The sequence below is a fragment of the Ignatzschineria rhizosphaerae genome (assembly GCF_022655595.1).
Classification (GTDB): Bacteria; Pseudomonadota; Gammaproteobacteria; order Cardiobacteriales; family Wohlfahrtiimonadaceae; genus Ignatzschineria; species Ignatzschineria rhizosphaerae.
Genome location: NZ_CP093379.1, coordinates 770,586 through 795,697 on the forward strand (window position 1 = coordinate 770,586; position 25,112 = coordinate 795,697).

General features: G+C 37.4%; 21 protein-coding genes. 12 read left to right on the forward strand and 9 right to left on the reverse strand.

Features of this window, described 5'->3' with window-relative positions; translation table 11 throughout:
* Positions 1-183: 183 nt before the first annotated feature.
* Complete coding sequence (locus tag MMG00_RS03335; protein ID WP_242151374.1) at positions 184-366, reverse strand: hypothetical protein; 183 nt, start codon at positions 364-366, stop codon at positions 184-186.
* An 830-nt stretch (positions 367-1,196) separates the two neighbouring features.
* Between MMG00_RS03335 and MMG00_RS03340 the strand changes: the two genes are divergently transcribed.
* Positions 1,197-2,081 (forward strand): EamA family transporter, encoded by an 885-nt coding sequence (locus MMG00_RS03340; protein WP_242151377.1) that lies wholly within the window; start codon positions 1,197-1,199, stop codon positions 2,079-2,081.
* A 36-nt stretch (positions 2,082-2,117) separates the two neighbouring features.
* Here the strand turns inward: MMG00_RS03340 and MMG00_RS03345 are convergent, their stop codons facing one another.
* Entirely contained in the window at positions 2,118-3,029 is a 912-nt protein-coding gene (locus tag MMG00_RS03345) for a LysR family transcriptional regulator (RefSeq protein ID WP_242151381.1), read from the reverse strand.
* A gap of 164 nt (positions 3,030-3,193) precedes the next feature.
* Between MMG00_RS03345 and MMG00_RS03350 the strand changes: the two genes are divergently transcribed.
* The 3 genes from MMG00_RS03350 to MMG00_RS03360 are packed head-to-tail and all read left to right on the forward strand — an operon-like array spanning position 3,194 to position 6,636.
* Complete coding sequence (locus MMG00_RS03350; protein ID WP_242151385.1) at positions 3,194-4,285, forward strand: tartrate dehydrogenase; 1,092 nt, start codon at positions 3,194-3,196, stop codon at positions 4,283-4,285.
* A gap of 35 nt (positions 4,286-4,320) precedes the next feature.
* A complete protein-coding gene (locus MMG00_RS03355) occupies positions 4,321-5,631 on the forward strand; it encodes an MFS transporter (protein WP_242151388.1) in 1,311 nt (436 codons plus the stop codon).
* 12 nt (positions 5,632-5,643) lie between these two features.
* Positions 5,644-6,636, forward strand: coding sequence for an asparaginase (locus MMG00_RS03360; protein ID WP_242151390.1), 993 nt, complete (start codon positions 5,644-5,646; stop codon positions 6,634-6,636).
* 108 nt (positions 6,637-6,744) lie between these two features.
* Here MMG00_RS03360 and MMG00_RS03365 read toward each other — a convergent pair whose 3' ends face one another.
* Positions 6,745-8,220 carry a PucR family transcriptional regulator gene (locus MMG00_RS03365; protein WP_242151393.1) on the reverse strand — a complete coding sequence of 492 codons (1,476 nt, stop codon included), beginning with the start codon at positions 8,218-8,220 and terminating at the stop codon, positions 6,745-6,747.
* Between the two features lie 318 nt (positions 8,221-8,538).
* On the opposite strand from MMG00_RS03365, the gene gabT reads away from it, so the two are divergent.
* The 4 genes from gabT (at position 8,539) to MMG00_RS03385 (ending at position 13,410) form a co-directional block, all read left to right on the forward strand.
* The gene (gene gabT, locus MMG00_RS03370; RefSeq protein ID WP_242151396.1) at positions 8,539-9,822 is read left to right on the forward strand and encodes a 4-aminobutyrate--2-oxoglutarate transaminase; all 1,284 of its coding nucleotides are present in this window, start codon (positions 8,539-8,541) and stop codon (positions 9,820-9,822) included.
* A 172-nt stretch (positions 9,823-9,994) separates the two neighbouring features.
* Positions 9,995-11,383, forward strand: coding sequence for an NAD-dependent succinate-semialdehyde dehydrogenase (locus tag MMG00_RS03375; protein ID WP_242151400.1), 1,389 nt, complete (start codon positions 9,995-9,997; stop codon positions 11,381-11,383).
* Positions 11,384-11,716: 333 nt separating this feature from the next.
* On the forward strand, positions 11,717-12,538 hold the full coding sequence (locus tag MMG00_RS03380; protein WP_242151403.1) for a hypothetical protein: 822 nt from the start codon (positions 11,717-11,719) through the stop codon (positions 12,536-12,538).
* Positions 12,535-13,410 carry a DMT family transporter gene (locus MMG00_RS03385; RefSeq protein ID WP_242151406.1) on the forward strand — a complete coding sequence of 292 codons (876 nt, stop codon included), beginning with the start codon at positions 12,535-12,537 and terminating at the stop codon, positions 13,408-13,410. Before MMG00_RS03380 ends, MMG00_RS03385 begins: the two co-directional genes overlap by 4 nt.
* Here the strand turns inward: MMG00_RS03385 and MMG00_RS03390 are convergent.
* The 4 genes from MMG00_RS03390 to MMG00_RS03405 are packed head-to-tail and all read right to left on the reverse strand — an operon-like array spanning position 13,407 to position 17,988.
* Complete coding sequence (locus tag MMG00_RS03390) at positions 13,407-14,147, reverse strand: SDR family NAD(P)-dependent oxidoreductase (RefSeq protein ID WP_242151409.1); 741 nt, start codon at positions 14,145-14,147, stop codon at positions 13,407-13,409. The genes MMG00_RS03385 and MMG00_RS03390 overlap by 4 nt on opposite strands.
* 39 nt (positions 14,148-14,186) lie before the next feature.
* Positions 14,187-15,134: an alpha/beta hydrolase gene (locus tag MMG00_RS03395; protein ID WP_242151412.1), complete on the reverse strand. Its 948-nt coding sequence runs from the start codon at positions 15,132-15,134 to the stop codon at positions 14,187-14,189.
* Between the two features lie 11 nt (positions 15,135-15,145).
* The gene (locus tag MMG00_RS03400; RefSeq protein WP_242151414.1) at positions 15,146-16,615 is read right to left on the reverse strand and encodes a flavin-containing monooxygenase; all 1,470 of its coding nucleotides are present in this window, start codon (positions 16,613-16,615) and stop codon (positions 15,146-15,148) included.
* A gap of 23 nt (positions 16,616-16,638) precedes the next feature.
* A complete protein-coding gene (locus MMG00_RS03405; protein WP_242151417.1) occupies positions 16,639-17,988 on the reverse strand; it encodes an MFS transporter in 1,350 nt (449 codons plus the stop codon).
* Between the two features lie 245 nt (positions 17,989-18,233).
* On the opposite strand from MMG00_RS03405, the gene MMG00_RS03410 reads away from it, so the two are divergent.
* From MMG00_RS03410 to MMG00_RS03420, 3 genes are all read left to right on the forward strand, one after another.
* Positions 18,234-19,250 (forward strand): LacI family DNA-binding transcriptional regulator, encoded by a 1,017-nt coding sequence (locus tag MMG00_RS03410; protein ID WP_242151419.1) that lies wholly within the window; start codon positions 18,234-18,236, stop codon positions 19,248-19,250.
* Positions 19,251-19,339: 89 nt separating this feature from the next.
* Positions 19,340-20,497, forward strand: a complete 1,158-nt coding sequence (locus MMG00_RS03415; RefSeq protein WP_242151421.1) for an iron-containing alcohol dehydrogenase — start codon at positions 19,340-19,342, stop codon at positions 20,495-20,497.
* A 178-nt stretch (positions 20,498-20,675) separates the two neighbouring features.
* The gene (locus tag MMG00_RS03420) at positions 20,676-21,611 is read left to right on the forward strand and encodes a hypothetical protein (RefSeq protein WP_242151424.1); all 936 of its coding nucleotides are present in this window, start codon (positions 20,676-20,678) and stop codon (positions 21,609-21,611) included.
* A gap of 134 nt (positions 21,612-21,745) precedes the next feature.
* Here MMG00_RS03420 and nadC read toward each other — a convergent pair whose 3' ends face one another.
* On the reverse strand, positions 21,746-22,597 hold the full coding sequence (nadC, locus tag MMG00_RS03425; RefSeq protein ID WP_242151427.1) for a carboxylating nicotinate-nucleotide diphosphorylase: 852 nt from the start codon (positions 22,595-22,597) through the stop codon (positions 21,746-21,748).
* Positions 22,598-22,960: 363 nt separating this feature from the next.
* Here nadC and nadA point away from each other — a divergent pair, with 363 nt between their 5' ends.
* Positions 22,961-24,121 (forward strand): quinolinate synthase NadA, encoded by a 1,161-nt coding sequence (gene nadA / locus MMG00_RS03430; RefSeq protein WP_242151430.1) that lies wholly within the window; start codon positions 22,961-22,963, stop codon positions 24,119-24,121.
* 13 nt (positions 24,122-24,134) lie between these two features.
* On the opposite strand, the gene MMG00_RS03435 is transcribed toward nadA, so the two are convergent.
* Positions 24,135-25,067 (reverse strand): NUDIX hydrolase, encoded by a 933-nt coding sequence (locus MMG00_RS03435; protein ID WP_242151432.1) that lies wholly within the window; start codon positions 25,065-25,067, stop codon positions 24,135-24,137.
* Positions 25,068-25,112: the final 45 nt, after the last annotated feature.

A 25,112-nucleotide genomic window follows, 5' to 3' on the forward strand; every position in this document is an offset into this window, starting at 1 on the left:
TTTTCTTAAACCGAATCGACTATAAAATGTGAGCCTGTAGAAAGCAAAAAGCCCATCGAAAGATGGGCTGAACTAATGACACATAATGTGAATCCTAAAATCGGGTCAATATAAAAGTGAGTTTTAAAGGAATATTTTAAAAGTCGCTTCTATTTGACAATGAAAATAGATAACAGTTAATAGTTACGAGAATTGAACAAAGTTCTTCATCTCTTCGAACCAGTTAAATCCACCTTTTTTGTACCATACTTGCTCGGTGTTTTCGTCGATTCTAATGATGGTATCCCATTCTTGATTTCTCATAAGTGAGCTACCTACATTTACTAAATGACCGTTTCTATCAATAGGTTGTTTCTTAATCATCATAATAATTCTCCTAGTTTTTTCTTGTTATTACCATAGGAATTTGGCGTTGCCTGATTAAGGAGCTAGCCAACAAAAAATATCTCAACAAACTGCTTATCGCGTATCGCACTTCATTTTTAATTTCAATGAGCGAGAGCGACATCAATATTGCTCAGATCTTAATTAACTTAACTCTTTTGAGGAGTTTTGTATATCATTTTTTTCATAAAGTTGATTATTTTTAATTAAAATTGATATTAATCCTACTAAATGAATGAATATTGATTATATTAAAATCATTTCTGATCCAGTGATTATCATTAACATCTCACAGATGCGTTAACATCATGCTTTCATCATATTGTAATCGTCATTTATGACAGGAATAAAACATCAAATATATTGATTCATTTTCAAAATAGATCTTAATTCACACACAAATTAGAAATCATTTATAAATGATTATTCAATAATCGCTTAGATCCTACATCTCATATTATCGGTTGTAAGTTTTGGAGATGCTCAACATAGGATTTAAGGCCTTTATGAGTTATCGATTGTTTAATCGACTCTGTAATATTACAGGCTGATTAATGATAAGTCAATAGCTTATAATATTCTTTGATAGATTAGTCTCTTTTATTAACAATACATTTCTGTTTTTTAAGATCAACTCCTAAAATTAGGAGCTGATCTTATGAAATTTAATAATATTATTTTTCATGGTAGCTAAGCATGACTAACGTGATAGATCTTTTTGTGAAATATTCTGTTTTTAATCCGTTGTTAAATGAGTTTCTTTAAATAATCATTTATCATCAATTTCTTTTTTAGGTTTTGGCGTTATTGAAATGAGAGTGAATAGTAGTGTTATCGTATTAATTGGTGCCATTAGTTATGGTATTCCGGCATCCGTTTTCAAACTGGCTACCAATAGTGGTGTATTGCCGGCAAATTTATTAGTCGCTCAGGTTTGTTGTGCAGCGCTTATTTTAATGCTCATAAATCTCTTACGTCAGCAAAAAAGATCTTTTCAATTAAGCCATCTTAATCGCAGTAAGTTATTTCTATCAGGGCTAGCCATGGCTAGTACAAATAGTTTTTATTTTGCCTCATTACAATATGTATCAGTCACCGTTTCTGCAGTATTGTTAATGCAATCAGTTTGGATTGCAATGCTATTGGGATTGATTTTTAAGCGAAATATCCCCTCTAGATATCAGATATGGTCTGTTGTATTGATTATGATAGGTACGGTTTTAGCAACGCAGCTATTATCCAGTGATCTCTCCTTATCATGGATTGGCGTTCTATTAGGATTTGGATCAGCTATTGCATATGCAGGGACAATTATGGCGACGAATGCAGTTGCAAAAGAAGCAGACCCCATTCAAAGGGCAACTTATGTCTCTTTTGGCGCAAGTTTCTTCTTATTACTATTTTGGGGATATAAATTAGATTTTCAAAATATCGGTGTGACCTTACATTGGGCGCCAGTTATTGCGATATTTACCGCTGTTTTACCTCTAATTTGCTTTAGCAAAGGCATGCCGGCATTAAGCCCAAGTTTAGGTGGTATTCTTTCTTCCATAGAATTACCATCTGCTATTATCTTTGCTTACCTTTTATTAGGTGAAAAGATCTCACTTCTGCAAGTAATCGGGATTTTGATTATTCTCTTTGCGATTATTTTGCCGAATATTGTTGTTGTAATAAGCAAAAAACGACTCATTTAATGAATCGTTTAATTGAAATGATATGGTGAAAGGCGGTTATATCATAAATCCTAGACGTTTAGGAATCTCTTGTTCTAAAAAATTCACACAAGCTTTTAAGCGAGCAGAGTTGCTTAACCTTGTTGGATAGATTGCCCAGATATCCGCATCTTGGCGATATTCGGGAAGTACTTGTACTAGGTTTCCAGCCTCAAGTTCATGGCCAATGTCCCAAGTGGAGCGTAACATAATACCTTGTCCGGAAAGTGCCCAATAACGTACTAATTCACCATTATTTGAAGAGAGATGTCCTGAAACTTTGATCTGTTGTTCTCCATTATCTGAATTGAGTTTCCAAATAGCATAAGCAGAATCCCGCTCTTGGATAACAAGGCATGAGTGTTGCAGTAAATCCTCTAATACTTCTGGGGTGCCATTTTTAGCGAGATAATCGGGAGAAGCACAGAGAATACGATTATTGTTAGCAATCTTTTTAGCAATTAAGTTTGGTGAGATATGATTGCCGATATGGATATCGAGATCTACATGTTGAGCAACAAGATCTTGCATTTTGTCGATCGTATCAAAACGAATAGAGACCTTGGGGTATTTTTTTACAAAATCGGATAGAAGGGGGGCAATATGCTGTCTACCAAAACCAAGACTACTTGTAATTGTAAGATTCCCTTGCGGATCATCGCTTGAATCTGTGAGGTCTTCAGACATTTTCCGAACATCAAGGAGAATTTCCTGTGCCCAGAGATAGACCTTTTCCCCTTGGTTAGTGAGTTCAATGGCTCTAGTTGATCGATGTAAGAGTTGGCAGTTTAATGTTTCCTCGAGTACTTGAATTCTTTTAGAGATATAAGAACGTGAGAAACCCAATTCATCGGCTGCTTTGATGAAGCTTTTATTTTTGACGACGATCAAGAATACGAATAAATCATTAGTTTGTGGTAGTTCAATCATAGGAACCTCTCGAAGTACTCATTATGGGGTGTCTCTTGTGATCTTAGCGTTTTTATAAGATAATTGTCTATATTTAGAGGATTATAGGTTTCCATAACGTGACTGAACTCTTCTTTTTTTTCTGCCATGATGCAATGAAAGCATTATAAAAGGGAGAAAGATGCATGAGTAAAGTATTTAAAGTTGCTGTATTAGCGGGAGATGGAATTGGTAAAGAGGTAATGCCTGAAGGGATTAAGGTATTGCTAGCTGCTGCAAAAAAGTTTGATTTAAATTTAGAGTTTAAAGAATTTGATTGGGCGCATTGTGAGTACTATGCAGAGCATGGAAAGATGATGCCAGATAACTGGTTTGAAACTTTGAAATCCTTTGATGCAATCTATTATGGTGCGGTTGGTTGGCCGGCAACAGTGCCTGACCATGTTTCACTTTGGGGATCTTTATTACAGTTCCGCCGAAAGTTTGATCAGTATGTGAATCTACGACCTGTGCGTTTGCTTCCGGGGGTAAAATCGCCTTTAGCGAATAAGAAGCCAGGGGACATTGATTTTTACGTAGTACGTGAAAATACGGAAGGAGAGTACTCGGCAATTGGCGGCAAAGTTTACGAAGGGACAGAACATGAGTTTGTGTTACAGGAATCCGTATTTAGTAAACGTGGTATAGATCGTATTTTGCAATATGCTTTTGAGCTTGCAAAAACAAGGCCCCGTAAAAAGCTGACGAGCGCTACAAAATCGAATGGTTTAGCAATTAGCATGCCGTATTGGGATGAGCGTGTTGAAGAGATGGCGAAAAACTATCCGGAAATCACATGGGATAAACAACATATTGATATTTTATGTGCGCGTTTCGTGATGCAACCAGAGCAATTTGATGTTGTTGTCGCATCCAATTTATTTGGTGATATCTTGTCAGATTTGGGACCTGCATGTACTGGAACAATGGGGCTTGCACCTTCTGCTAATGTAAATCCAGAGAGAACGTTTCCATCCCTTTTTGAACCGGTTCATGGTTCAGCACCAGATATTTATGGTAAGAATATCGCGAATCCCATTGCAATGATTTGGTCAGGTGCAATGATGCTCCAATTTTTTGGGGGGTTGGGTGGATATGAACGCTATCAAAAGGCGCATGATGTAATTTTGGCAGCAATTGAAACAGTTTTACTAGAAGGATTTTATACAAAAGATCTAGGAGGAGAGCATACAACACAGGAGATGGGTGAAAAAATAGTAAGTTTAATTGAATCCTAATAATAAATGATATTAATACATCAAAGGAGAGGTCTATGACTAAAATTAAAAGAAAAAATTTTAGATACACGATATTTATATTAGTCTTAATTGTTGCACTGATTAACTATATCGATCGAGGGGCATTATCTTATGCCGGTGCTGAAATTATGGCTGAGTTTGGCTTTAATAATAAAGATTGGGGAAATCTTTTAGGATATTTTGGCTATGGATACATGTTTGGAGCGCTTATAGGTGGAGCTTTAGCAGATAAGTGGGGAGCAAAAAAAGTTTGGATTGTCGCTGGTGTTGCGTGGTCTATATTTGAAATTAGTACAGCGTTCGCTGGTGAAATAGGAATGATGATATTTGGAGGATCTGCATTAGCAGGTTTTGCTGTAATACGCATCTTGTTTGGCTTTTCTGAGGGACCTGCTTATTCAGTTATTAATAAGACAATTGGTACCTGGGCGACACCTAAGGAGAGAGGGTTTGTCGTAGGAATTGGGCTATTAAGCACACCTTTGGGGGCACTATTAACAGCACCTGTAGCCGTTGGATTATTAGCTTTAACGGGTAGCTGGCGAGCAATGTTTATTATTCTCGGGGTTGTGGGATTAATAGCAATTATTATTCTTATGCGATATTTTACAAATACGCCAAGAGAAAATAAATATGTTAGTGCTGAGGAACTATCTGAAATAGAAGCAAGTCACGCTATAGCTGATACAGAGTTTATAGCTACTGCAGCTAAGAACACGTCTTTAAGATGGTTTGACTTCTTTAAAAGCCGAACACTAGTATTTAATACGATCGGTTATTTTGCGTTTATTTACGTTAACTTCTTACTGTTGACATGGACTCCGCGTTTTTTACAGGATCAGTTTGATTATAACTTGTCTTCTTTATGGTATATGGGAATGATCCCTTGGATAGGCGCTTGTTTTACAGTTTTGTTAGGCGGTCGCTTTTCTGATTGGTTATTTCAAAAAACCGGTAAATTAACCATAGCTCGCAGCTATTTTGCAGCAGGTATTTTATTACTGACGACATTATGTTTCTTGTCTGTAAATTTAGTAACAAGTGCCGCAGCTGTCATCGCATTAATTTCAGTAGGAAATGCATTAAACGCATTAGCAAATACTGTTTATTGGACTGTTGTGATTGATACAACACCGAAGAATAAAATTGGTACATATAGTGGAATGATGCATTTCTTATCAAATATAGGAGCTGTATTAGCACCGACATTGACCGGATATTTAGTCAGCCAATCAGGATATAGCGCAATGTTTACTGCTGCAGCTGTGGTGACGTGTATTGGGATGGTTTCCATGTTATTAGTTAAACCAGGTCATTTAAAATAGGGGGGGGAGATAATGGGTAAGAGGATAATTGCATTAGGCTCGCTTGGTGGCACTGTGAGTATGACTAAAGGAGATTCTGAGAAGGGGGTCACTCCTAAGTTAACAGCAGAAGATTTGATAGAGTCATTAGGTGATGTTCAGGCACTTAAGAATTTAGAAGTTGTGACCGAAAATATTACGCAAATTCCAAGTAGTTATATCCAATTTGAAAATCTATTAAAGTGTTATGATTGGGCTAAAGAGCAGGTTGCTCAAGGTGTTGATGGGATAGTCTTAACCCAAGGAACTGACACATTAGAGGAATCCGCATTCTTCTTAGATTTAATATGGGATTCAGATATCCCGTTAATTCTAACGGGTGCCATGAGATCACCAGATCAAGCAGGGGCGGATGGACCTTCTAATTTACTTGCCTCACTTATTGCTGCATCTTCTGAAAATAGTAGTGCTAGAGGAGCGTTAGTGGTAATGAATAATTGGATATATGAAGCGAAATGGGTTGAAAAAAGGCACACCGCAGATGTTAATGCTTTTACCTCTCAGGTGGGCCCTGTTGGTATTATATTTGAAAATAGCTGCCGTTATTTTAAAACACCAGAAAATAGATGTAGTTTTATAAAACCACAGGCTATTACTGCGGATGTATTTTTGTATCAAGCTACGTTGGGTGATACTCCTGAGATACTCAATTTAATAGCACCTAAAGCGGATGCAATCGTGATTTCTAGCTTTGGCGCAGGACATGTTTCAAAAGAAGCTGCTGAAGCAGTGTCGATAATTGCGGAGACTAAACCAGTTATTATATCTTCAGCAACACTAGCGGGATCTACGGCATATAATACTTATGGTTATATTGGTAGTGAGATAGATCTTCAGCAACGAAACGCGATCATGAGTGGTTGGTTATCTCCGAAAAAATCAAGATTGTTAGTAGCTTTAGCACTTTCTAATAAGGAAAGTATTGATGGATATTTTCAAAAGTATCTTTCAACTATGGTTTTTTAATATAATTTTTTAAGTCGTATAAGCCCTTTCATAATAAGTTATGAAAGGGCTTTTTTGTTCTATATTTGTATTAGGAAATGTTAGGTTAGTTACTTAGGCTAATATGTTTTAATGACTCTCTTCAATCAATCCTAAAATCTCCCCAGCTTTTAGCGCAATCCATAGTTCTACGATATCTTCCATCGTATCTGTTTTTCTGCCGGTGATCTCTTGGATCTTTTGCATACGGTAGACAAGTGTTTGTTTGTGAATATGGAGCTGCTTTGCACTCTTTTCCCAAGCACGATCATTATCTAAAAAGACTTTTAGGGTTGTTAAATATCGGGTATTTCGTTCTTGATCTTGCTGATAAAGGGCCCCTAAATTGAGGTCAAAGAGTTTTTTGGCATCTTCCAAGCTTTTGGGAACGCCATATTTTGCGTAGTTATCTTCGGCATAATATTGAATAGGATAACTTTTAGAACTCTTTTTATAGGCAAGCTTTGCTTCTTTAATGGCATCATTTAAGCGAGAGAGGCTTTCAAGCGGATTACTAATTCCCATCGCTTCACTATTTTGGCTCAGTAGCGGAATATTATCGCTATCGGTGAGCATCATGAGATGATCTTTTTGGGAAATCAAAATGCCGTAGATCGCATGATTAAAGAAGAAGGTTTCATAGTTTAGCTTAAGGTTGCGTTTAAAAATCAGTATTTGGCTATGATTAGGCGTGATTCTAAAGTTAGGGAGGCGTTTCTCCACATAAGATTCATTAACCCGTTCATGTAAAATATCATCAAATAGCTCGTTGCTGAGCTTCATGAGTTGCGAAAAATTCTCTTTTCGACCTTCAATATAGAAGCTAAAGAGAAGAATGAGGTTTTGTAAAAGATCATTACTAATCGATTGATCAATAATGGCAAGCGCGTAACTTTTCGCTTTTAAAGGCACAATTGTACAAGTAACCCCATTTTGTGTTAGCCGTTGAGTTTTATTATTGGAAAATGGATGTTTGCTAAAAGTATCTTGCCATTCATCAGGATAAGGCGCATCAGGAAAGGGCGGCACGGTTGGGCGCTCAAGATCTATTAAATAGAGCTCAAAGTTTAAAAGCGCTCTCACACGATTGACGAGATCGTTAATATTATGCTCTTTAATTAACGATCTTGTATGTTCGTATAACACTTTAATGAGCTGGTGATTAATCGATTCCTTTTTATCTTTATTGGCTTCACTAATGACTTTGGCGATATTGATAAAGGGCGTATTGTAATCACTCATTAAGATAGGGAAGCCGATTTCATCAGCCTTTTCATAGAGCGCTTCTAAGTCTGTTGGCGCATTCATATGATCTGAGATGAGTAATCCCGCGAGCTCAGCATCAACTAAATATTGTAAATATTGGCGCTGTTTTTCGGCATCTTTGGGAATTCCAAGTCCCGTTGTCATGATGAGATAGTGGGGTAAAACCCACTTGCTAGGGTTCTCTAATTCCGAAGTATGAGCCCATAAAATCGTGCGATCAAGCCCATTTCTACCGGCTTTAAGGCTGATCTTTAATTCTGCTTTATGGAGCAGTTCTTTAATAGTTAATTGCAGTGTCATAATATTTATCTCTCATACGATCGTATGACTGTACCATATATTTCATTATCTTTAGCTAATTGTCAGAAAAATGGGAAAAAACTATGATGATCTACGTCAAGAATAGGAACTGGCAATCTACGCAATCTCGTAAGTAGCGCGACATTATGTAGTCTGGTGAATTGATAGGAAAGAAAGCTTGCTGTGGCAAATAGTTGAGAGCTAAGAACAATCTGTGTAGATTGCCGACCTATTTTAAAAAATTACTTTCAAGGTTCGATGTTCTATCGAATCCATATCACATATATACCCACATATTAATTTTTTGGAGGAATCTCTATGTCAGATTTAAAAGCTTTACGTGAACAATATGTTGCACAAGGCGTTGGTAACGGTAACTTAAATATCGCTACATCTGCTAAAAATGCAACAGTGATGACACAAAGCGGTCAAGAGTTTATTGACTTTGCAGGTGCAATCGGTGTGATGAACGTTGGTCACAGTCATCCTAAAGTAATCGAAGCGATTCAAAATGAACTTCATAACTTCACGCATCCTGGTTTTAACGTTGTGATGTATGAAGGTTATATCCAAGTTTGTAAAAAACTTTGTGAAATGACAGCAGGTGATCACGCGAAGAAAGCAATCCTTCTTAACTCAGGTGCAGAAGCAGTTGAAAATGCCGTTAAAATTGCGCGTAAATATACTAAAAGATCAGGCGTTGTATCATTCAACCGCGCATTCCACGGTCGTACAAACCTTACAATGGGTTTAACAAGTAAAGTAAAACCTTATAAAGAAGGCTTTGGTCCTTTTGCCTCAGATCTTTATCAAGCACCATTCCCATTTGTTTATGAGCGCCCAGCGCACATGAGCGTTGATGAATATGTTGATGAAGTGATTGAGCGTTTCAATGAATTCTTCAAAGGTACAGTTTCACCAGATACGGTTGCATGTGTAATCATGGAGCCAGTACAAGGTGAGGGCGGATTTGTAATTCCTCCAAAACGTTTCGTTGAGTATGTGTTTAATTTCTGTCAAGAACACGGCATTCTCTTCATTGCAGATGAGATCCAAACGGGTTTCTGCCGTACGGGTAAATTATTTGCGATGGAAAACTTCGGTATTGTTCCAGACCTTATGACAACTTCAAAATCACTTGCTGCAGGGATGCCTTTAAGTGCGGTTGTTGGCCGTGCAGAAGTAGTTAACACGCCAGGAGCAGGTGAGCTTGGTGGAACATTCTCAGGTAACCCATTAGCATGTGCCGCAGCACTTGCCGTAATGGATATCGTGGTAGATGAAAAATTAAACGAAAAAGCAGAAGTATTAGGTGCAAAACTTGAAGCTTTCTTAAAAGAAGCGCAAAAAGCCCATAACTATATCGGTGATGTTCGCCGTTTAGGCGCAATGGTTGCAGCTGAATTAACAGATCCTGTGACAAAACGTCCTGATGCTGCTCGTACTGGTAAAATTGTAAAATACGCAAATGACAATGGTTTATTCCTCCTTTATGCAGGTTTAAATAGCAACGTGATTCGTTTCTTATCACCATTAACAATTACAGATGAAGAATTAGCGAAAGGCTTAGCAATCCTTAAGGATGCTTTTGCAAACGCATAAATTTTCGTTATTGAAAATGATGAATTGAAACAGATCTGCATAATAGATTTATCTTCCCCTCTTAAAAAGGGGGGAAGATCTTTTTTTGAGATCTAAGTCGCTTATTTTATTCAACTTTGAATACCCATCTCCTTGATGTTGCCTCATCAAGGAATAGAGTAGGAGTACTGCAATGACAACTTTAACAGTACATAACCCGGCAACGGGCGCAATCTTAGCAACGTTGCCAATTGATAATGCAGATTCAGTAAAAGCAAAATTAAAAGCGGGCGCTATTGCCTTTAAATCATGGAAAAAAACGTCCAATTATGAGCGCGCAGCGTTAATCAGTAAATGGGCAGCGCTCATTATCGAGCATAAAGCTGATATCGCTAAAGTGATGACTGAAGAGAACGGTAAACCGCTTAAAGAATCTTTAGGTGAAGTCGATTACGCAGTAAGCTACTTAACATGGTATGCCGAAGAAGCAAAGCGTATTTATGGGCGTACAATCCCAGCAACTTCAACGAGTAAACGTTTAATGGTGACTCGTGAAGGGGTAGGTTTAGTGGCGGCAATTACGCCATGGAACTTCCCAGCGGCAATGATGACACGTAAAGCGGGTCCTGCGCTTGCAGCAGGCTGTACTTTCATTGTTAAACCTGCAGAAGATACGCCTTTAACGATGATTCGTTTAGTCGAGCTTGCGCATGAAGCAGGTTTCCCGAAAGATGTTGTGCAATGTGTGATTGGTGAAGGTTCTAAAATTGGCCCAATTTTTACAGAAAGCCAAGATGTGCGTAAAATTACCTTCACAGGCTCAACGCCAGTCGGTAAGCGCCTCATTAGTGAAAGTGCGAATACAGTAAAGCATGTTTCAATGGAACTAGGGGGACATGCGCCCTTTATTATCTGCGAAGATGCAGATATTGATTTTGCAGTAACGCAAGCATTAGCTTCTAAATTTAGAAATGCAGGTCAAACGTGCGTTTGTGCCAATCGTTTTATTGTTCATAACAATGTGATTGCTGAGTTTAGTGAGAAGTTTGCCACCGCTGCTAAAGCGTTAAAACTGGGTAATGGTCTTGACGATACTATAGATGTTGGTCCTTTAATTAACCAGAAAGGTTATGACAAAGTGATTGAGCAGATCGAAGATGCAAAAGCGAAAGGCGCAACGATTCTGGCAGGTGGTGAAGGGATTGCTGACTTAGATAAGAAGACCTTTTTTATCGCACCAACAGTGCTTGGTAATGTGACGCTTGATATGCAGATTATGTCTGAAGAGACATTTGGTCCTGTAGCGCCAATTATCGGTTTTGATTCTATTGATGAAGCGCTTGAGATTGCAAATGGGACACCATTTGGACTTGCTGCTTACTACTTCACTGATAATTATAAAACCGGAATTTATCTACAAGATCATTTAGATTTTGGAATTATCGGTTGGAATGATGGTTTACCAAGTGCGGCGCAAGTACCATTTGGTGGATTTAAAGAGAGCGGTATTGGTCGTGAAGGTGGAATCGAAGGAATCGAGCCTTATTTAGAAACCAAATATCTCTCAATCGGTAATCTATAATTCACGGATTTGTAGTAACAAATAGATGATAGTTGATAGCACAATATCATTTTGTTGAGTATTAACGCCTTTTTTCTCTTGGAAATGTAATGGAATGGAGTCATTTCTAAAAGGGGAGAAAAGGCGTTATTTTTTTGTGTTTATTGTATGATTGATAGTTTCCCCATGTCTTGTGTTATTAAATAGATTGAAGCAGCCTTATATTAATATTCCGAACACAAGTTAGTGAGAAAGATGTAACTATTCTTTTCTGTCACGTGCTGTACTTATTAAAATATATTGACAATGTGTGGGGTACCAGGCGGTATCATTAAGCGATTATGTGGTAACAAAATGCAAAAAGCTCAAAAAATTCTTTTTTATACTTACTGGCGCTCCGGCGGATGGGTTGAGGCAAAAAATCGTAGCATTACGGCAGAAGATTTTGCTTACGCAAAAGAGAAGGGCCTGATGTTTGATCCATTGACGTTGTCTCATGATGACGTGATTAAAAGGCTTCATGAGGTACTGGTTAAAATTTCAGAAGATGATTTAATCAAAGCCTTTTTAGCAAGTCTATCATCTCGCGATTTAGCGCTAAGATCGGCAATTGCTTCTTATTATCTCTCGCAAAAAATCCCATTACATGCTTATACGCCGGTAATCTCAGGTTCATTTTATGAAAATGGAGAAGCAGTTTCTCACCATTTTACTTGTGGAGTTTGCCGAGATGCCTTTTACGGCATTATTGGGGATGAAAACTATATTGAGGCAGATCTTAATGTTCTTAATTTTGAGCGTTTAAAATGGGGTGGCGTGCGCCATGGACAGATTCTCTATATGCTCTTTGATTTAGAGCGGTTTATAGAGTTATCTAAACCGATAGTGAAGCCAGAAGATATTGAGATTTTACAAAATATGGCTCAAATCATTCGAAGTTCAGATGACGGAGATTATCCTGGTAAGCTCAGTGATCGGCTTAAAGATGTGCTTAAGTCCTCAAAAGCTGAAAGAGAAATGCTCGTTGAAATCTTAGCCGCTATCGGACTTTTAAAAGAACAATCAACAGATCGCTCCGCACGGGGCAAACACGATTGGAGCTTTGCGCAATATTGGCGAGGTGAAGATGGGCTTTGCGAAGCGAGGTTTAAAGCATTATTTGAGGCTTATTTATGAATGCTTACTTTTTCCCATTTTTCGCAGTTTCGATCTGGGCTTTTAATACGATTGTTAGTAAACTCAGTGTCGGTGTTGTAGATGCTTCGGCAATGGCTTTTTATCGTTGGTTCTTTGCTTTTTTAGTCTTAACGCCTTTTGTGATTCGTGGTGTATGGCGTGAGATTATTACGGTGAAGGCAAATTTTGGTAAGATTGTGATTCTTGGGTTGCTGCGGATTGTCATTTATCAAAGTATTATCTATGTGGCAGTGCAGACAGTACCGGCAACAACGCTGGCCATCTTTGGGGGATTGGTTCCCATTTTAATACTGTTTTGTAGCACGTTGATTTTAAGAACGCCATTAACGATCTGGATGCTACTTGGCTTTGTCTTAGCTTTTATGGGCGTTATTTACTTAAGTAGTAAAGGAGAACTCACTAATTTAAGCGCCTTAAAAGGGCAGACAGGGGAGATGCTGCTCTTTTTATCTTCTTCAGCCTATGCGCTTTATACCGTTTTAGTGAAGAAGTGGGATATTCAGCTTACTACTTGGCGCTTCCTCTATCTACAAATTGGTATTGGGATTTTAATATTATTGCCTTTTTTCTTATATCAAGGCAACTATCAGCTCTCAAAAGATGCCTTTGGCTTAATCAGCTACGCTGCTATTCCGGCATCATTATTAGCACCTTATTTATGGCTTAAAGGCGTTGAAAAAATTGGGGCAAACTACTGCGCACTATTTCTGAATTTGACGCCGCTTTTAACGATTACATTAGCGATGATTATCTTGAAAGAGCCAATTCATCAATATTTCATTATTGGTGCGGGGCTGATTATTTTAGGCATTAGTTGTACTTTTATTCGGGGAAAGCGATTTTTATCTTAACTTGCGATATATAATCCCCCATTGACATGTAATGTTTCTCCAGTAATAAAGCTGGCATGATTAGAGGCTAGGAACATTACTGCATTCGCGATTTCATCAGAAGTCCCTAATCTATTTAAAGGCGTTTGTGAAATTAATAAGTCACCTTGTTCATTCATTAAATCTTGAATCATCGCCGTATCTATTAATCCAGGAGAAACATTATTGACACGTATAGCTGGCGCAAGTTCAAGTGCTAAAGTTCTGGTTAATGTTAAAACAGCCCCTTTTGCTGTCGCGTAGTGACCATGTTTGAAGCTTCCTTTGTGTCCTGCTATTGAAGTGATATTAACAATAGCACCCCCATCTTGAAGATAGGGTATAGCTGCACGTATTGTATAAAATACCCCATCTAAATTGATAGAAAGGGTATCTTTCCATTGAAGATCAGATAAGTCTTTTACAAGACTTTTAGGATAGAACCCAGCGCAAGGAATTACGATATCGAGGCTACCAAATTTTTTGATACCTTCTTCTACAGCGGTAATAGCATCCTCAGGATTTCTGACATCTTGGGCCATTAATAATACTTTTTCAGGCGCTAAATTAAGAGTTCTACAAACTGCTTCTAAGTCTGAAAGATGAAGGTCTGTTAAAATTAAATTTGCGCCAGCATTATAGAATTTTTTGATACAGCTCATCGCAATTCCACCAGATGCTCCGGTAATATAAACTGTTTTTTCTTTAAAATTAAACATGTAAATCCTTTAGCTATTATTTGATGATTTAAATCGAAGTCATTGTTGGTGCTCTAAAATAAAGTCGCAGGCCCTTGATAGATATTGTTTACCAAGATTAATGGCTTTGGCGGTAGTGATAATACCGTGAATAGTATTAGGTAGATGATGAAACTCCACATAGTTACCATTACATATGAGTTTTTTAGCATATAAAACTCCCTCATCACATAAAGGATCTAAACCGGCAGTGACAATAAAGCTCTTAATAGCGTTGTTAATTTCTTCATTGTAAAGAGGAGAAAGTTGAGGGTTATACAAATCTGTATTATCAGTGACATATTTATTGATAAACCAATGCATCGTCTGGGCGGATAATGGGTAGCCTTCGGCTATTCTTTGATAAGAAGCATTATCAGTGATCATGGTTGTTACTGGATAAAATAGTATCTCACTTGTAATTGTGTAGGTAGGCATTTGATTAAATTGATGGGCAATAACTGTTGCTAGGTTTCCGCCAGCACTATCCCCCATAATTATTAACTTATTAGGGTTAATTTTTAATGTATGAGTATTTTCAGCAATAAATTTTAAAGAATCTAAACAGTCACTTAATGCACAGGGAAAAGGGAATTCTGGTGCAAGGCGATAATCTATAGCTATGATTGGTAGATTAGTCTGCTTTGATACCATTCGGCATATAGAGTCATGTGTTTCAAGATTACCTACAACCCAGCCACCACCATGTATAAAGATAATGGCAGCTGATTGGTTGTTTTTTGAAACCTCCTCCCTAGGCTCATAAATACGCAACTTGATTTTATATTGGTCTTTAGTTGTAATTTCTTGATCATAGATTGTCTGTATAGAGACCTTATCTAGTCGTGCACTATCATTTTGAAGATAAGCCTCTCGACTTTTTTTGACAGAAAGAGCTTCAAAGCTCTTTCCCCCATTAGCCTTAAAGATATCGAGCAGGTTTTGAGTATCCTTATCTATCTTTGTCATACTGACATCCTCTACAATTGAGTGAAATCTTGAATGTTAAATTGATTGACGAGAGCTTTGTACTCAGCAACGGTACCAGACCAGTTATTAATAATTTTACCTTCTTTATTTTTATACCAACTTGAGCAGGATGTTGAAAAAGCAGTTTCTTTCAGGTTTGTTTGTAATTGCTTGTTGAAATCAGAATAAATTTCCTCGTTAATTGTGATAGCAGGAATTTTCTTTTCTTCTAGCTCCTCAATAGCTTGAACAATATAGTGTAATTGTAGCTCTATCATTAGTAAGATGGAGTTGTGGTTTAGATTGGTATTAGGGCCATAGATTAAAAACATATTTGGAAAATGTGGAACTGTAATACCTAAATAAGCAGAAGCCCCTGTTTCCCAATAATCAGATAAGGTAATGTTATTAAGCCCCTCTATTTGTAAATTGCCGTGAAATGCTTGGCTTTTAAAACCAGTACCAAAAATCACGACATCAGCAGGGTGTTTTTTACCATCAGTTGTAATAATTCCCTCTTCATAAAATTCTTGAATAGGAGTAGTTTCCAAATGAACATGAGGTAGCTGCAGTGCAGGATAGTAATGGCTTGTTCTTAAGATTCGTTTGCAACCGTATTCATAATCAGGGGTGAGTTTTTCTCGAAGGATGGGATCTTTAATTGTCTCATTGAGGTAGTTTTTAGCTTCTTGCATTCCTAGCTTTTGAGCATCAGATCCCTGTGTTAGCACTGAAAATCCGGATTCTCGCATATCAAAAAGCTCTTTTCGACTTTGCATAAAAGTTTCTGGATTTTCTTCAAATTGATTAAGTTCCTCCTCTGTAAAAACAACTTGTTGTCTGGGTAGTATCCAGTTAGCAGATCTTTGGAAAATAGTAAGATCTTTAGTAACTGGTGCAATTTCAGGAATATATTGAACTGCACTTGCTGCAGCCCCGATGCTTGCCACTTTTTTATCTTTTAAGTCAACGGCATAGTCCCATCTAGCAGAGTGAAAATATTGTCCTTTAAAGGTATTTAATCCTTTAAAGTCAGGGATGCTAGGGGTATTTAATTGTCCCCATGCAGGAATAAAGTATTGAGAGGTAATTTCTTTTGTTTCATTAATTATAAATTGCCAAACATGTTGCTCTTGATCCCAGGTTGCTTTGGTGATTTCTGCATTTAAAATGATATGGTCTCTTAACTGGTATTCTTCAATAAGAGCATTCATATAATTAATAAATTCTGGTTGATCTGCATAGAGCCTACTAACTCGTAAATGAGGAAAAAACTGGTAGCAATAAAGATGAGATTGGGTATCGCAAGCGGCGCCTGGGTAAATGTTATCTCTCCAAACGCCACCAATATCTGCGCCTTTTTCAATAATGATGAAATCATTGAAGCCAGCTTTTTTTAATTGAGCTGCCATTCCAAGCCCACCAAAGCCTGCGCCAAGAATGACAATTTTATGCTGAGAATGATTGACTAGTTGATTCATATAATCCTCCAAATTTTTAATTATTATGAGTTTTTTAATTCAGATAAAGAAGTTTCGTGCTGTTTATCAACTTCATATAAGGAAATACCCTTTGTTTCTTTAAACATAAATACAGAAGCTAAGGAGATAATGATAAGTGTCACAATATAGATCACAATTTGGTTTGTTCCATCATATGTTTTTAGTAAATAGACAGCGATAATAGGGGCTAGGGATCCACCTAGGATAGAGGCAATTTGGTATGCCCAAGATGAGCCTGTATAGCGAACTCTTGTTGGAAATATTTCTGATAAAAATGCAGCCTGCGGGGCATAGCAGCAACCTTGCAAGAATAAACCTACACACATAGCAATGATGTATATAAAGAAATTATTACTATCTAAAGCAGGGAAGTAGAAGAAAATCCAGATAAACAGTCCAAGGTAACCATAAATAATAGTTTTTTTACGTCCAATCATATCTGCAAGATAACCACTAAAAATCATTGAGAAAAATTGGAAGGCATTTGCGATTGCTAATAACCATAAAATATTTGAATATTTTACATCATGGATGACAGCAAGATAGGTGATTGTAAAGACTACAATGATATAATACACCGCATTTTCAGCCATGCGCATTGTAACGGTTAAAATAGCTTCTTTAGGAAATGAGGTTAGTAATTCTTTAATACCTGATTGTTGCTTACTCTGTTTAATTTTTTTCTGTGCTTCTTGGAATATGGGGGCATCATGAATATTTCTTCTGATATAATATGCTAAGAAAATAATCAAAGCAGATAACCAGAATGCGACTCTCCAGCCCCAAGATAAAAATGCCTCGTCGGAAAGGAATATCGTCATACCAAATAATACAAGGCTAGCGATGAGGTTACCCATACAGGCTGCTGCTTGTGGGAAGCTTGCCCAGAAGCCACGTCTATTTTCAGGGCTATGTTCTGTAATTAATAGGACAGCTCCTCCCCATTCGCCTCCAACTGCAAATCCTTGGATAAAACGAAGTACAACTAATAAAATTGGCGCGGCGTATCCAATTGTGGCAAATCCAGGAAGTAATCCCATGGAGAAAGTCGAAACACCCATCATTAAGATACTAATTTGTAATAAACGCTTGCGTCCCAGTTTATCTCCAAAGTGTCCAAATACAATTCCTCCAATAGGACGAGCAAGGAATCCAATAGCATAGGTGCCAAAAGCAATTAAGATCCCATCTAAAGCTGTGCCTGCATTTGGGAAAAAGAGTTTGCCAAAGACTAAGGAACTGGCAATTCCGTATATAAAAAATTCATACCATTCAGCAATGGTTCCCACCATAGATGCGGTAACGACCTGTTTAAAACTTTGCGTTTTTTTCACTTCCATTGTTTGGGTCATAATATATCCCCCTCCTAGTTATTATTGTATCTGTAGCATTATTTAAGTGATGCCGTATTAATCTTTATAATTATGAATACGTATTCATTTATTGCGCAGTAAGAAATAATAGTCAAGCTTTTTAATCATTTTATGGGCTATTTTTGGCTTTTTCTAGAAAGTTTAAATGACAACGTATTCATTTAAGCTATAATTTGAGGTAGATATGCCTTATTAGATTTTATTTGCATCAATTGGAGAAAAGAGTGAAAAAAAATAAAAAAATATTAGAAGGAAGGGCATCTTCAATTAATGTTGCAAAACTTGCTAAAGTTTCTCAAGCCACTGTTTCTAGAGTGTTAAATCATCCTGATAAGGTAGGGGAAGAGACTAGGAATCGGGTATTAAAGGCGATTGAGGAGCTTAAATATGTTCCTAATCAAAATGCTCGAGACCTTGTTTCAGGATCTTCCAAAGTAATTACTTTGATTTCAGGACCATTAGAAAATCCTTTTTTCGTAGACTCAACGGCTTCAATTGTTCATTTTGCTACGGAAAAAGGCTATAAAGTGAATATTTATATTGTGGATGATTCAGATATAGAGGAGACATATAGACAAGCATTATCTAACCGCCCTGATGGTTTAATAATGTCTTGTATTTTTTATGATGATCCTATTATCGAGCATTTAGAAAGATTAGATATCCCGTTTGTAACATTCAATCGTCGACATCGGCAGAAATTAAATTATGTTGAATTTGATAATTATAGTGCCGCTAAACAAGCGTGCCATTTTCTATATGAGAAACAATATGACTCCATTTTTTGGGTAGGAGGTATGCTTGATGTAAGTACCTTTAAATATCGTTTTAAAGGATTTAAAGACACTTACGAAGAGATTTACCAAAGTACGCTAAATCCTTTAGACTTTATGAATAAAAAAGTCATTGATTATAATATGTTAAGGGAAAATATTTGGTATTGGTATCAGAAAAATCCGGGGAAGAAAGCCATTTTGGCTGCTACCGACTCTATTGCGATTAATTTGTTAAGTTTAACTAAGGAGATGGGATTATCCTGTCCTGATGAGGTAGGTATTATCGGCATTGATAATGTGGAATTAAGTAAGCATCCTTATATTAATTTAACGACAGTTGGTGGAGCTCAAAACCTAGGCTTAATCGCTATTCAGGAGTTAATATATACAATTGAGCATCAATCGAATACCAATATTGCTTATACTATTTCGACACAGATATTTGATCGGGGAACGATAAAATAAATTGACCCTCATTTTTTTGTTGTGCTATACATGAATACGTATTCATTTTTAGGTGTGTTCATAAATAATAACCAATGGGGATGATAGTTATGCTATTAAAAACAACAATGTTGACTAATACTTACCATGGATGGGGAGCTTTAGATTCATTGCCACAACTCGTAGAGCCTTTCCACGTAAAGACAATTTTATTAATAATAGATCCTTTTTTAAAAAATAATGATTTATTCGAGAAGCTAATGCTTTTGTTGGCTCCCTATGAAGTTGTTATTTTTGATCAAATAACAACTGAACCAACCCTAGAACAGGCGGAGAGTTTAGTAAAATTTGCTAAAAATTCTAATTGTGATTTGGTCGTTGGACTAGGGGGGGGGAGTGTTTTAGATGTAGCAAAGTTGGTTGCAGTGCTAGTAACGCATGAAGGAAATGTTGTTGAATATTTAAATTTAAGTGGGCATAAAAAATTAAAGGATAAAGGTATTCCTAAAATCATTATCCCAACAACTTCTGGTACAGGCTCAGAAGTTACAAATATCTCTGTTTTATCTTTAGAAGGTAGTAAAGATGTCGTTTCTCATGATTATTTGTTAGCTGATATTGCGATATTAGATCCAAAATTAACAGTTACGGTTCCACCGAAGGTTACAGCGGCAACAGGCATTGATGCCTTAACTCATGCAATTGAAAGTTATTTATCGGTTAATTCTAATCCTATTACAGAAGGTTTAGCTTTACATGCAATTTTCCTAATTACTAGATCTCTGAGTGACGTTGTATTTAATGGAAGTAATAAAGCTGCAAGGATAGATTTAAGCTACGGTAGTTATTTAGCAGGATTATCTTTTTTTAATGCTGGTGTTGGGGGGGTGCATGCTTTGGCCTATCCTTTAGGTGGGCAATATGGAATTAGTCATGGGGAGTCAAACGCATTATTACTTCCTTATGTGCTTAACTATATTAGGTCATCATGTATTGATAAACTGCGTGATATTTATGTAGCAATGGGATTTGAAATAGGAAGTAATGATAATGAGCAGGTTTCAAAATGGTGTATTAAAGCGATTGAAGATTTGATTACAGATATTGGTATTCCTAATACACTGCAGGCTTTTGATATCCCTGAATCAGGCTTGGTAAAACTAGCAGAAGATGCAATTAAGCAAACCCGCTTATTAGCGAGAAGCCCAATGGAACTCTCTTTTGAAGATATTTTAAATATTTATCAGAACGCTTGGAAGGGGATGTAGTTGAGAAAGATAGATTAGTTCAAGTTTTAAATTTAAAAGCATTCAATGGTTCATTTGGATGCTCTTTTATTTTTATTGTAAAAATAAGTAAATAGTAATATCTTCTGCTAAAATATCTCCCAATTTTTTGGAATTAATTTTATAAAAAACGATTAATAAAATACATAGGGAAGTGAATATGAAAAAAATGCTTATAATCGGCATTTTAGGGGGAATTTTAATCGGCTGCGGTGATCGTGATGAGACTTATTTTTTTGAGAACCAAAAAGATGCGAAAGAGACTTTGAAAGCTTGTGAAAAGCGCTTAGAAACAGCGATCACAAATGGTAATGAAAAGGAATTTAAAGCAACAATCGAGGATGCAGAATGTGTTGCAGCTGACTCTGCTATTAAAAAACAGCGCCAACTAACATATGAGAAAGAGCAAGCTGAGCGTGAACGCTTACGTAAGATTGAAGAAGTAAAGCGCTTACAAGTTATTGCAGAGGCTAAAGCCAAAATAGTTGCAGAGCACACAGGGAAGAGTTGGCAGCAAAATATCTCTGAGTATTTTAAAAAAGAATGTACAACAGGTTTTATGCAAACGCCAACAATAGAGTGTGCTGCTTGGGAAGAGTATTATCATGATGCTGTAACAGAAGGAAAGAGATTACTTTCACAATTTTCCTTTGATGAGCTTAAGGCTAAGAAACAGGAGTTTTGTAATTTAGATCAGCGCCGGGGTTCTGCTTGCAGTGTTTGGACCGAAGCTCGAGATGAAAAAGGTCGTGAAGGATTAAAAGGTTTAGATCTATTGGCATTAGAGCGTGCAAAAATGGATTATTGTGATGATCAATTAATGTTCTCAACCCTTTGTCAAACTTGGAAAAATGTTTGGAACAGTAAAAGTGATGAACTTGTGAAGCTTTTAACAAATGATGATGATCTTTTCATGGAGAATTACAATACTTGTTTTAATGAAATTCAGCAGATCCAAAATTCAGATAAATCGTGGTTTGAAAAATCGGATGGGGAGAGTGCTATTAGAAATATGAGCCCTTGCACACAAGCAGCAACCGCCTATCAGCGCCGAGGGATGGGCTATAATCCTTATCAACAAGCTGTTGTGAAATAAGCGTTTAGTGAGATCTCGATCTTGATAAGATAAAATCCGTTTATTTTAAAGGATCTATATTAAAGGGCATTTTAACTGAGTGAAATGCCCTTTTTTAAAGCTCATTATTTTGCTTATCTATTTTTAGAGCCGCTCTATAAAAAATCAAAACCTATATCGAGAGACTTCACACTATGGGTTAACGAGCCCATGGCAATAAAATTAACGCCCGTTTCAGCAACGGCTTTGATGGTTTCAGGCGAGATGCCACCTGATGCTTCAGTTTGGCATTTACCTTTACAAAGCGTTACAGCTTTGCGTAACGTTTCTGGAGGCATGTTATCAAGGAGTACTAGATCGATTCCTTCTTTTAAGGCAAGCTCAAGTTGTGCTAGGGTATCGACTTCAACTTCTACAGGGATAAGATGTCCGGCAAAGGCCTTTGCTTTTTGTATTGCAGTGGAGATATTGCCGGCAATGGCGATATGATTATCTTTAATTAAAATGGCATCATCAAGCCCCATACGGTGATTTCGTCCGCCACCAACTCGAACGGCATATTTTTGTAATGCTCTTAATCCTGGTAAAGTTTTACGTGTGCAAGTAATTTCAACGGGATAGGCTTTAACCATCTTTTTAATATGGGCAACTTGTGTTGCGATGCCGCTTAAATGCGTCACGAAGTTAAGCGCTGTTCGCTCGGCTGTTAGCAATGCTTGTGCATTGCCTTTGACAACAGCTAGAGTCATGTTCGGGGTAATAGGATTACCATCTTTGACCTTTGATATGAATTCAATTTGAGGATCAATCAGGTGAAAAGCGATTCTTGCAAGGTCAATACCAGCAAGAATACCAGACTCTCTTGAAACAATATGGAGCGTTGCTAATTGCTGAGATTCAATAATAGCAATGCTAGTAATATCTCCTCGTCTACCAAGATCTTCTTTGAGTGCCTCTTCAACATAAGGTTTGAGGAGCAGATCTGGAAGTGGGCTAATATCGTTCATAACATCTCCTTCGATGGGTGATCTCTATTAATGGGAAGTCACAATATAGGTTTAATGACCTTGTTATTGAAAATAATATGCTCACAATGAGCATATTATTTTATAGATCTTTTCTCAACTATTAAATATTTTAAACTTTAAAGAAGTTCCCATTTTTGGCTGAGATCAAAATATTAAGTCTATTGCTTCAATGTGTTATGGGTTTAAGGGCGGATATTGCGCTGTTGTTAATTGGTCTCTTTGCGTAGCAGGGGTTTGTAGTCGCTATTGCGTTACATTAAAAATCTATATATGCTCTTATTGAGTATATATAAAGCTTTCAGAAGAAAGCGGGATCATGGTCTTTTTATGGAGGAAGAAATCATGGGATATCAAGCTCGAAAGAGTATCGACAATAATGATTTAAAATCATCAGCTAGTTCATCATCTAAATGGAAGATCAGTGATGCCTTTGCCAAAGCAGAAGCCGAGATAGTATTAGAAATTTCTGATGAGGAAAAAAGCGCCTTAATCAGTAAGATTGAACAATTATTAAAAAAGCATGATGCGACTTTAATTGCGCATTACTATACCGATCCTGAAATACAAGCATTAGCAGAAAAGAGCGGGGGATGCGTGGCTGATTCTTTAGAGATGGCCCGTTTTGGACGAGACACATCATCACAAACATTGGTGGTTGCAGGCGTGAGGTTTATGGGGGAAACGGCAAAAATTTTAAGCCCTCATAAAAAAGTTCTAATGGTAGATATAAATGCGACTTGCTCCTTAGATTTAGGTTGTCCGAGTGATGATTTTTCTAATTTTTGCGATCAATACCCTGATCGTACAGTTGTGGTTTATGCTAATACGAGTGCAAAAGTGAAAGCTCGGGCAGATTGGGTAGTAACTTCTAGTATCGGGCTTGAAATCGTGAAATATCTTCACGAAAAGGGTGAGAAAATTATTTGGGGGCCTGATCGGCATTTAGGGCGCTATATTGCGAAAGAAACAGGCGCTGATATGGTTTTATGGCAGGGCGATTGCATCGTTCATGATGAGTTCAAAGCAAGTGGCTTAGCGCTTTATCGGGAAAAGTATCCGAATGCTAAAGTACTTGTCCATCCTGAATCACCAGAAAGGGTTGTAAAGCAAGCAGATATCATTGGTTCAACCTCTCAATTAATTGCAGCGGCAAAAAAGCTCACTACCAAGCAATTAATTGTGGCCACAGATCAGGGGATTTTTTATAAAATGCAGCAAGCGGTGCCAGAGAAGGAGCTACTGATCGCACCAACTGCCGGCAATAGTGCAACTTGTAAGAGCTGTGCGATGTGTCCTTGGATGGGAATGAATACTCTTACAAAATTATCTAGTGTATTAGAGCATGGCGAGAATGAGATCTTTATCGAGGAGAATATTCGTCAAGAAGCCAAAAAGAGTTTAGATCGTATGTTGGCATTTGCGGATAATACTAAAATCAATATCAGAGCTAGTGGTGATCTAAGCCAAGATCACACTCTTTTTGCTAATATTGGTCCTGCTTAAATTAAGATTGAGTTTAACGAGAGATTGGTAGTTTACTGCCGGAGAGTGACCTCTCAAGAAGAACATCTTCTCTAAATTGGTAGAGTCTTGCAGGTCTTCCTGGCCCGCTTTGATCCATCTTGCCAGTCTCTTCAATCAGTTCTTGCTGGGCGATAAAGCGTCTAAAATTTTGTTTATGAAGGGTAATACCAGCAAGTGCTTCAATGCTCTGCTGTAACTGTAATAAGGTAAATACGGGCGGCATGAGTTCAAAAATAACCGGACGATATTTTATTTTAGCGCGTAATCTTGCCATTGCTGAAGCAAGTACTCGACGATGATCGTGATTCATCGACTTGCCGCAAAAGAGTTTAGGTACTTCTTCTCTGTTTGATGCTTCTGGCAAGATACCGACTTCATACATCAGCTCATAACGCTGTAAAACATATTCTTCATTCCAAGAAAAGGGCGAAATTCCCCAGCAGAGCTTTACACGCTGTTCACGGGATTTTTGTTCTGCGATTGTATTGCCGGCATTAATCCAGTGCCGAAAAATAGGATAGAGATACTGTTCAATAAAATCAGGGCGGCCATTACGATGATCTTCCCAAGGAAAATAGGTATACCAATCTTGCCATATTGCCACTGATTCCAGCGGCTTTGTCTCTTCTCGAACAAGTCCTAAGTAACTAATATAAATAAGGTAGTGCCCTGATGATGTTTTTCGCTGTGTATCGACAAAGGTATAGAGCTGTTCAACATAACCAAGAGATTGATGAGTTTGCGTTTCAACCCATTGGCGAACGCCGGCTTGGAGCGACTTATGAATTGGGCTTAAAGGACCATTAGGTAAGGTATTTCCATGATCAACCGTTAGCACTTTTGCTGTAGAATCTGTGACAGCGATAAGCACAGCCGCAAGCTCTGTTGTGCCTTCTTTAGGGAGATTTTGGAAAGGTTTTACCATAAATGGATCACTTTAATTCGTTGTTGAATGTGAAGCTATTATAGG

Coding starts and splice junctions, on each gene's coding strand:
- MMG00_RS03335 (WP_242151374.1), bottom strand. CDS start 366: ATGATGATTAAGAAACAACCTATTGATAGAAACGGTCATTTAGTAAAT.
- MMG00_RS03340 (WP_242151377.1), top strand. CDS start 1,197: ATGAGAGTGAATAGTAGTGTTATCGTATTAATTGGTGCCATTAGTTAT.
- MMG00_RS03345 (WP_242151381.1), bottom strand. CDS start 3,029: ATGATTGAACTACCACAAACTAATGATTTATTCGTATTCTTGATCGTC.
- MMG00_RS03350 (WP_242151385.1), top strand. CDS start 3,194: ATGAGTAAAGTATTTAAAGTTGCTGTATTAGCGGGAGATGGAATTGGT.
- MMG00_RS03355 (WP_242151388.1), top strand. CDS start 4,321: ATGACTAAAATTAAAAGAAAAAATTTTAGATACACGATATTTATATTA.
- MMG00_RS03360 (WP_242151390.1), top strand. CDS start 5,644: ATGGGTAAGAGGATAATTGCATTAGGCTCGCTTGGTGGCACTGTGAGT.
- MMG00_RS03365 (WP_242151393.1), bottom strand. CDS start 8,220: ATGACACTGCAATTAACTATTAAAGAACTGCTCCATAAAGCAGAATTA.
- gabT (WP_242151396.1), top strand. CDS start 8,539: ATGTCAGATTTAAAAGCTTTACGTGAACAATATGTTGCACAAGGCGTT.
- MMG00_RS03375 (WP_242151400.1), top strand. CDS start 9,995: ATGACAACTTTAACAGTACATAACCCGGCAACGGGCGCAATCTTAGCA.
- MMG00_RS03380 (WP_242151403.1), top strand. CDS start 11,717: ATGCAAAAAGCTCAAAAAATTCTTTTTTATACTTACTGGCGCTCCGGC.
- MMG00_RS03385 (WP_242151406.1), top strand. CDS start 12,535: ATGAATGCTTACTTTTTCCCATTTTTCGCAGTTTCGATCTGGGCTTTT.
- MMG00_RS03390 (WP_242151409.1), bottom strand. CDS start 14,147: ATGTTTAATTTTAAAGAAAAAACAGTTTATATTACCGGAGCATCTGGT.
- MMG00_RS03395 (WP_242151412.1), bottom strand. CDS start 15,134: ATGACAAAGATAGATAAGGATACTCAAAACCTGCTCGATATCTTTAAG.
- MMG00_RS03400 (WP_242151414.1), bottom strand. CDS start 16,615: ATGAATCAACTAGTCAATCATTCTCAGCATAAAATTGTCATTCTTGGC.
- MMG00_RS03405 (WP_242151417.1), bottom strand. CDS start 17,988: ATGACCCAAACAATGGAAGTGAAAAAAACGCAAAGTTTTAAACAGGTC.
- MMG00_RS03415 (WP_242151421.1), top strand. CDS start 19,340: ATGCTATTAAAAACAACAATGTTGACTAATACTTACCATGGATGGGGA.
- MMG00_RS03420 (WP_242151424.1), top strand. CDS start 20,676: ATGAAAAAAATGCTTATAATCGGCATTTTAGGGGGAATTTTAATCGGC.
- nadC (WP_242151427.1), bottom strand. CDS start 22,597: ATGAACGATATTAGCCCACTTCCAGATCTGCTCCTCAAACCTTATGTT.
- nadA (WP_242151430.1), top strand. CDS start 22,961: ATGGGATATCAAGCTCGAAAGAGTATCGACAATAATGATTTAAAATCA.
- MMG00_RS03435 (WP_242151432.1), bottom strand. CDS start 25,067: ATGGTAAAACCTTTCCAAAATCTCCCTAAAGAAGGCACAACAGAGCTT.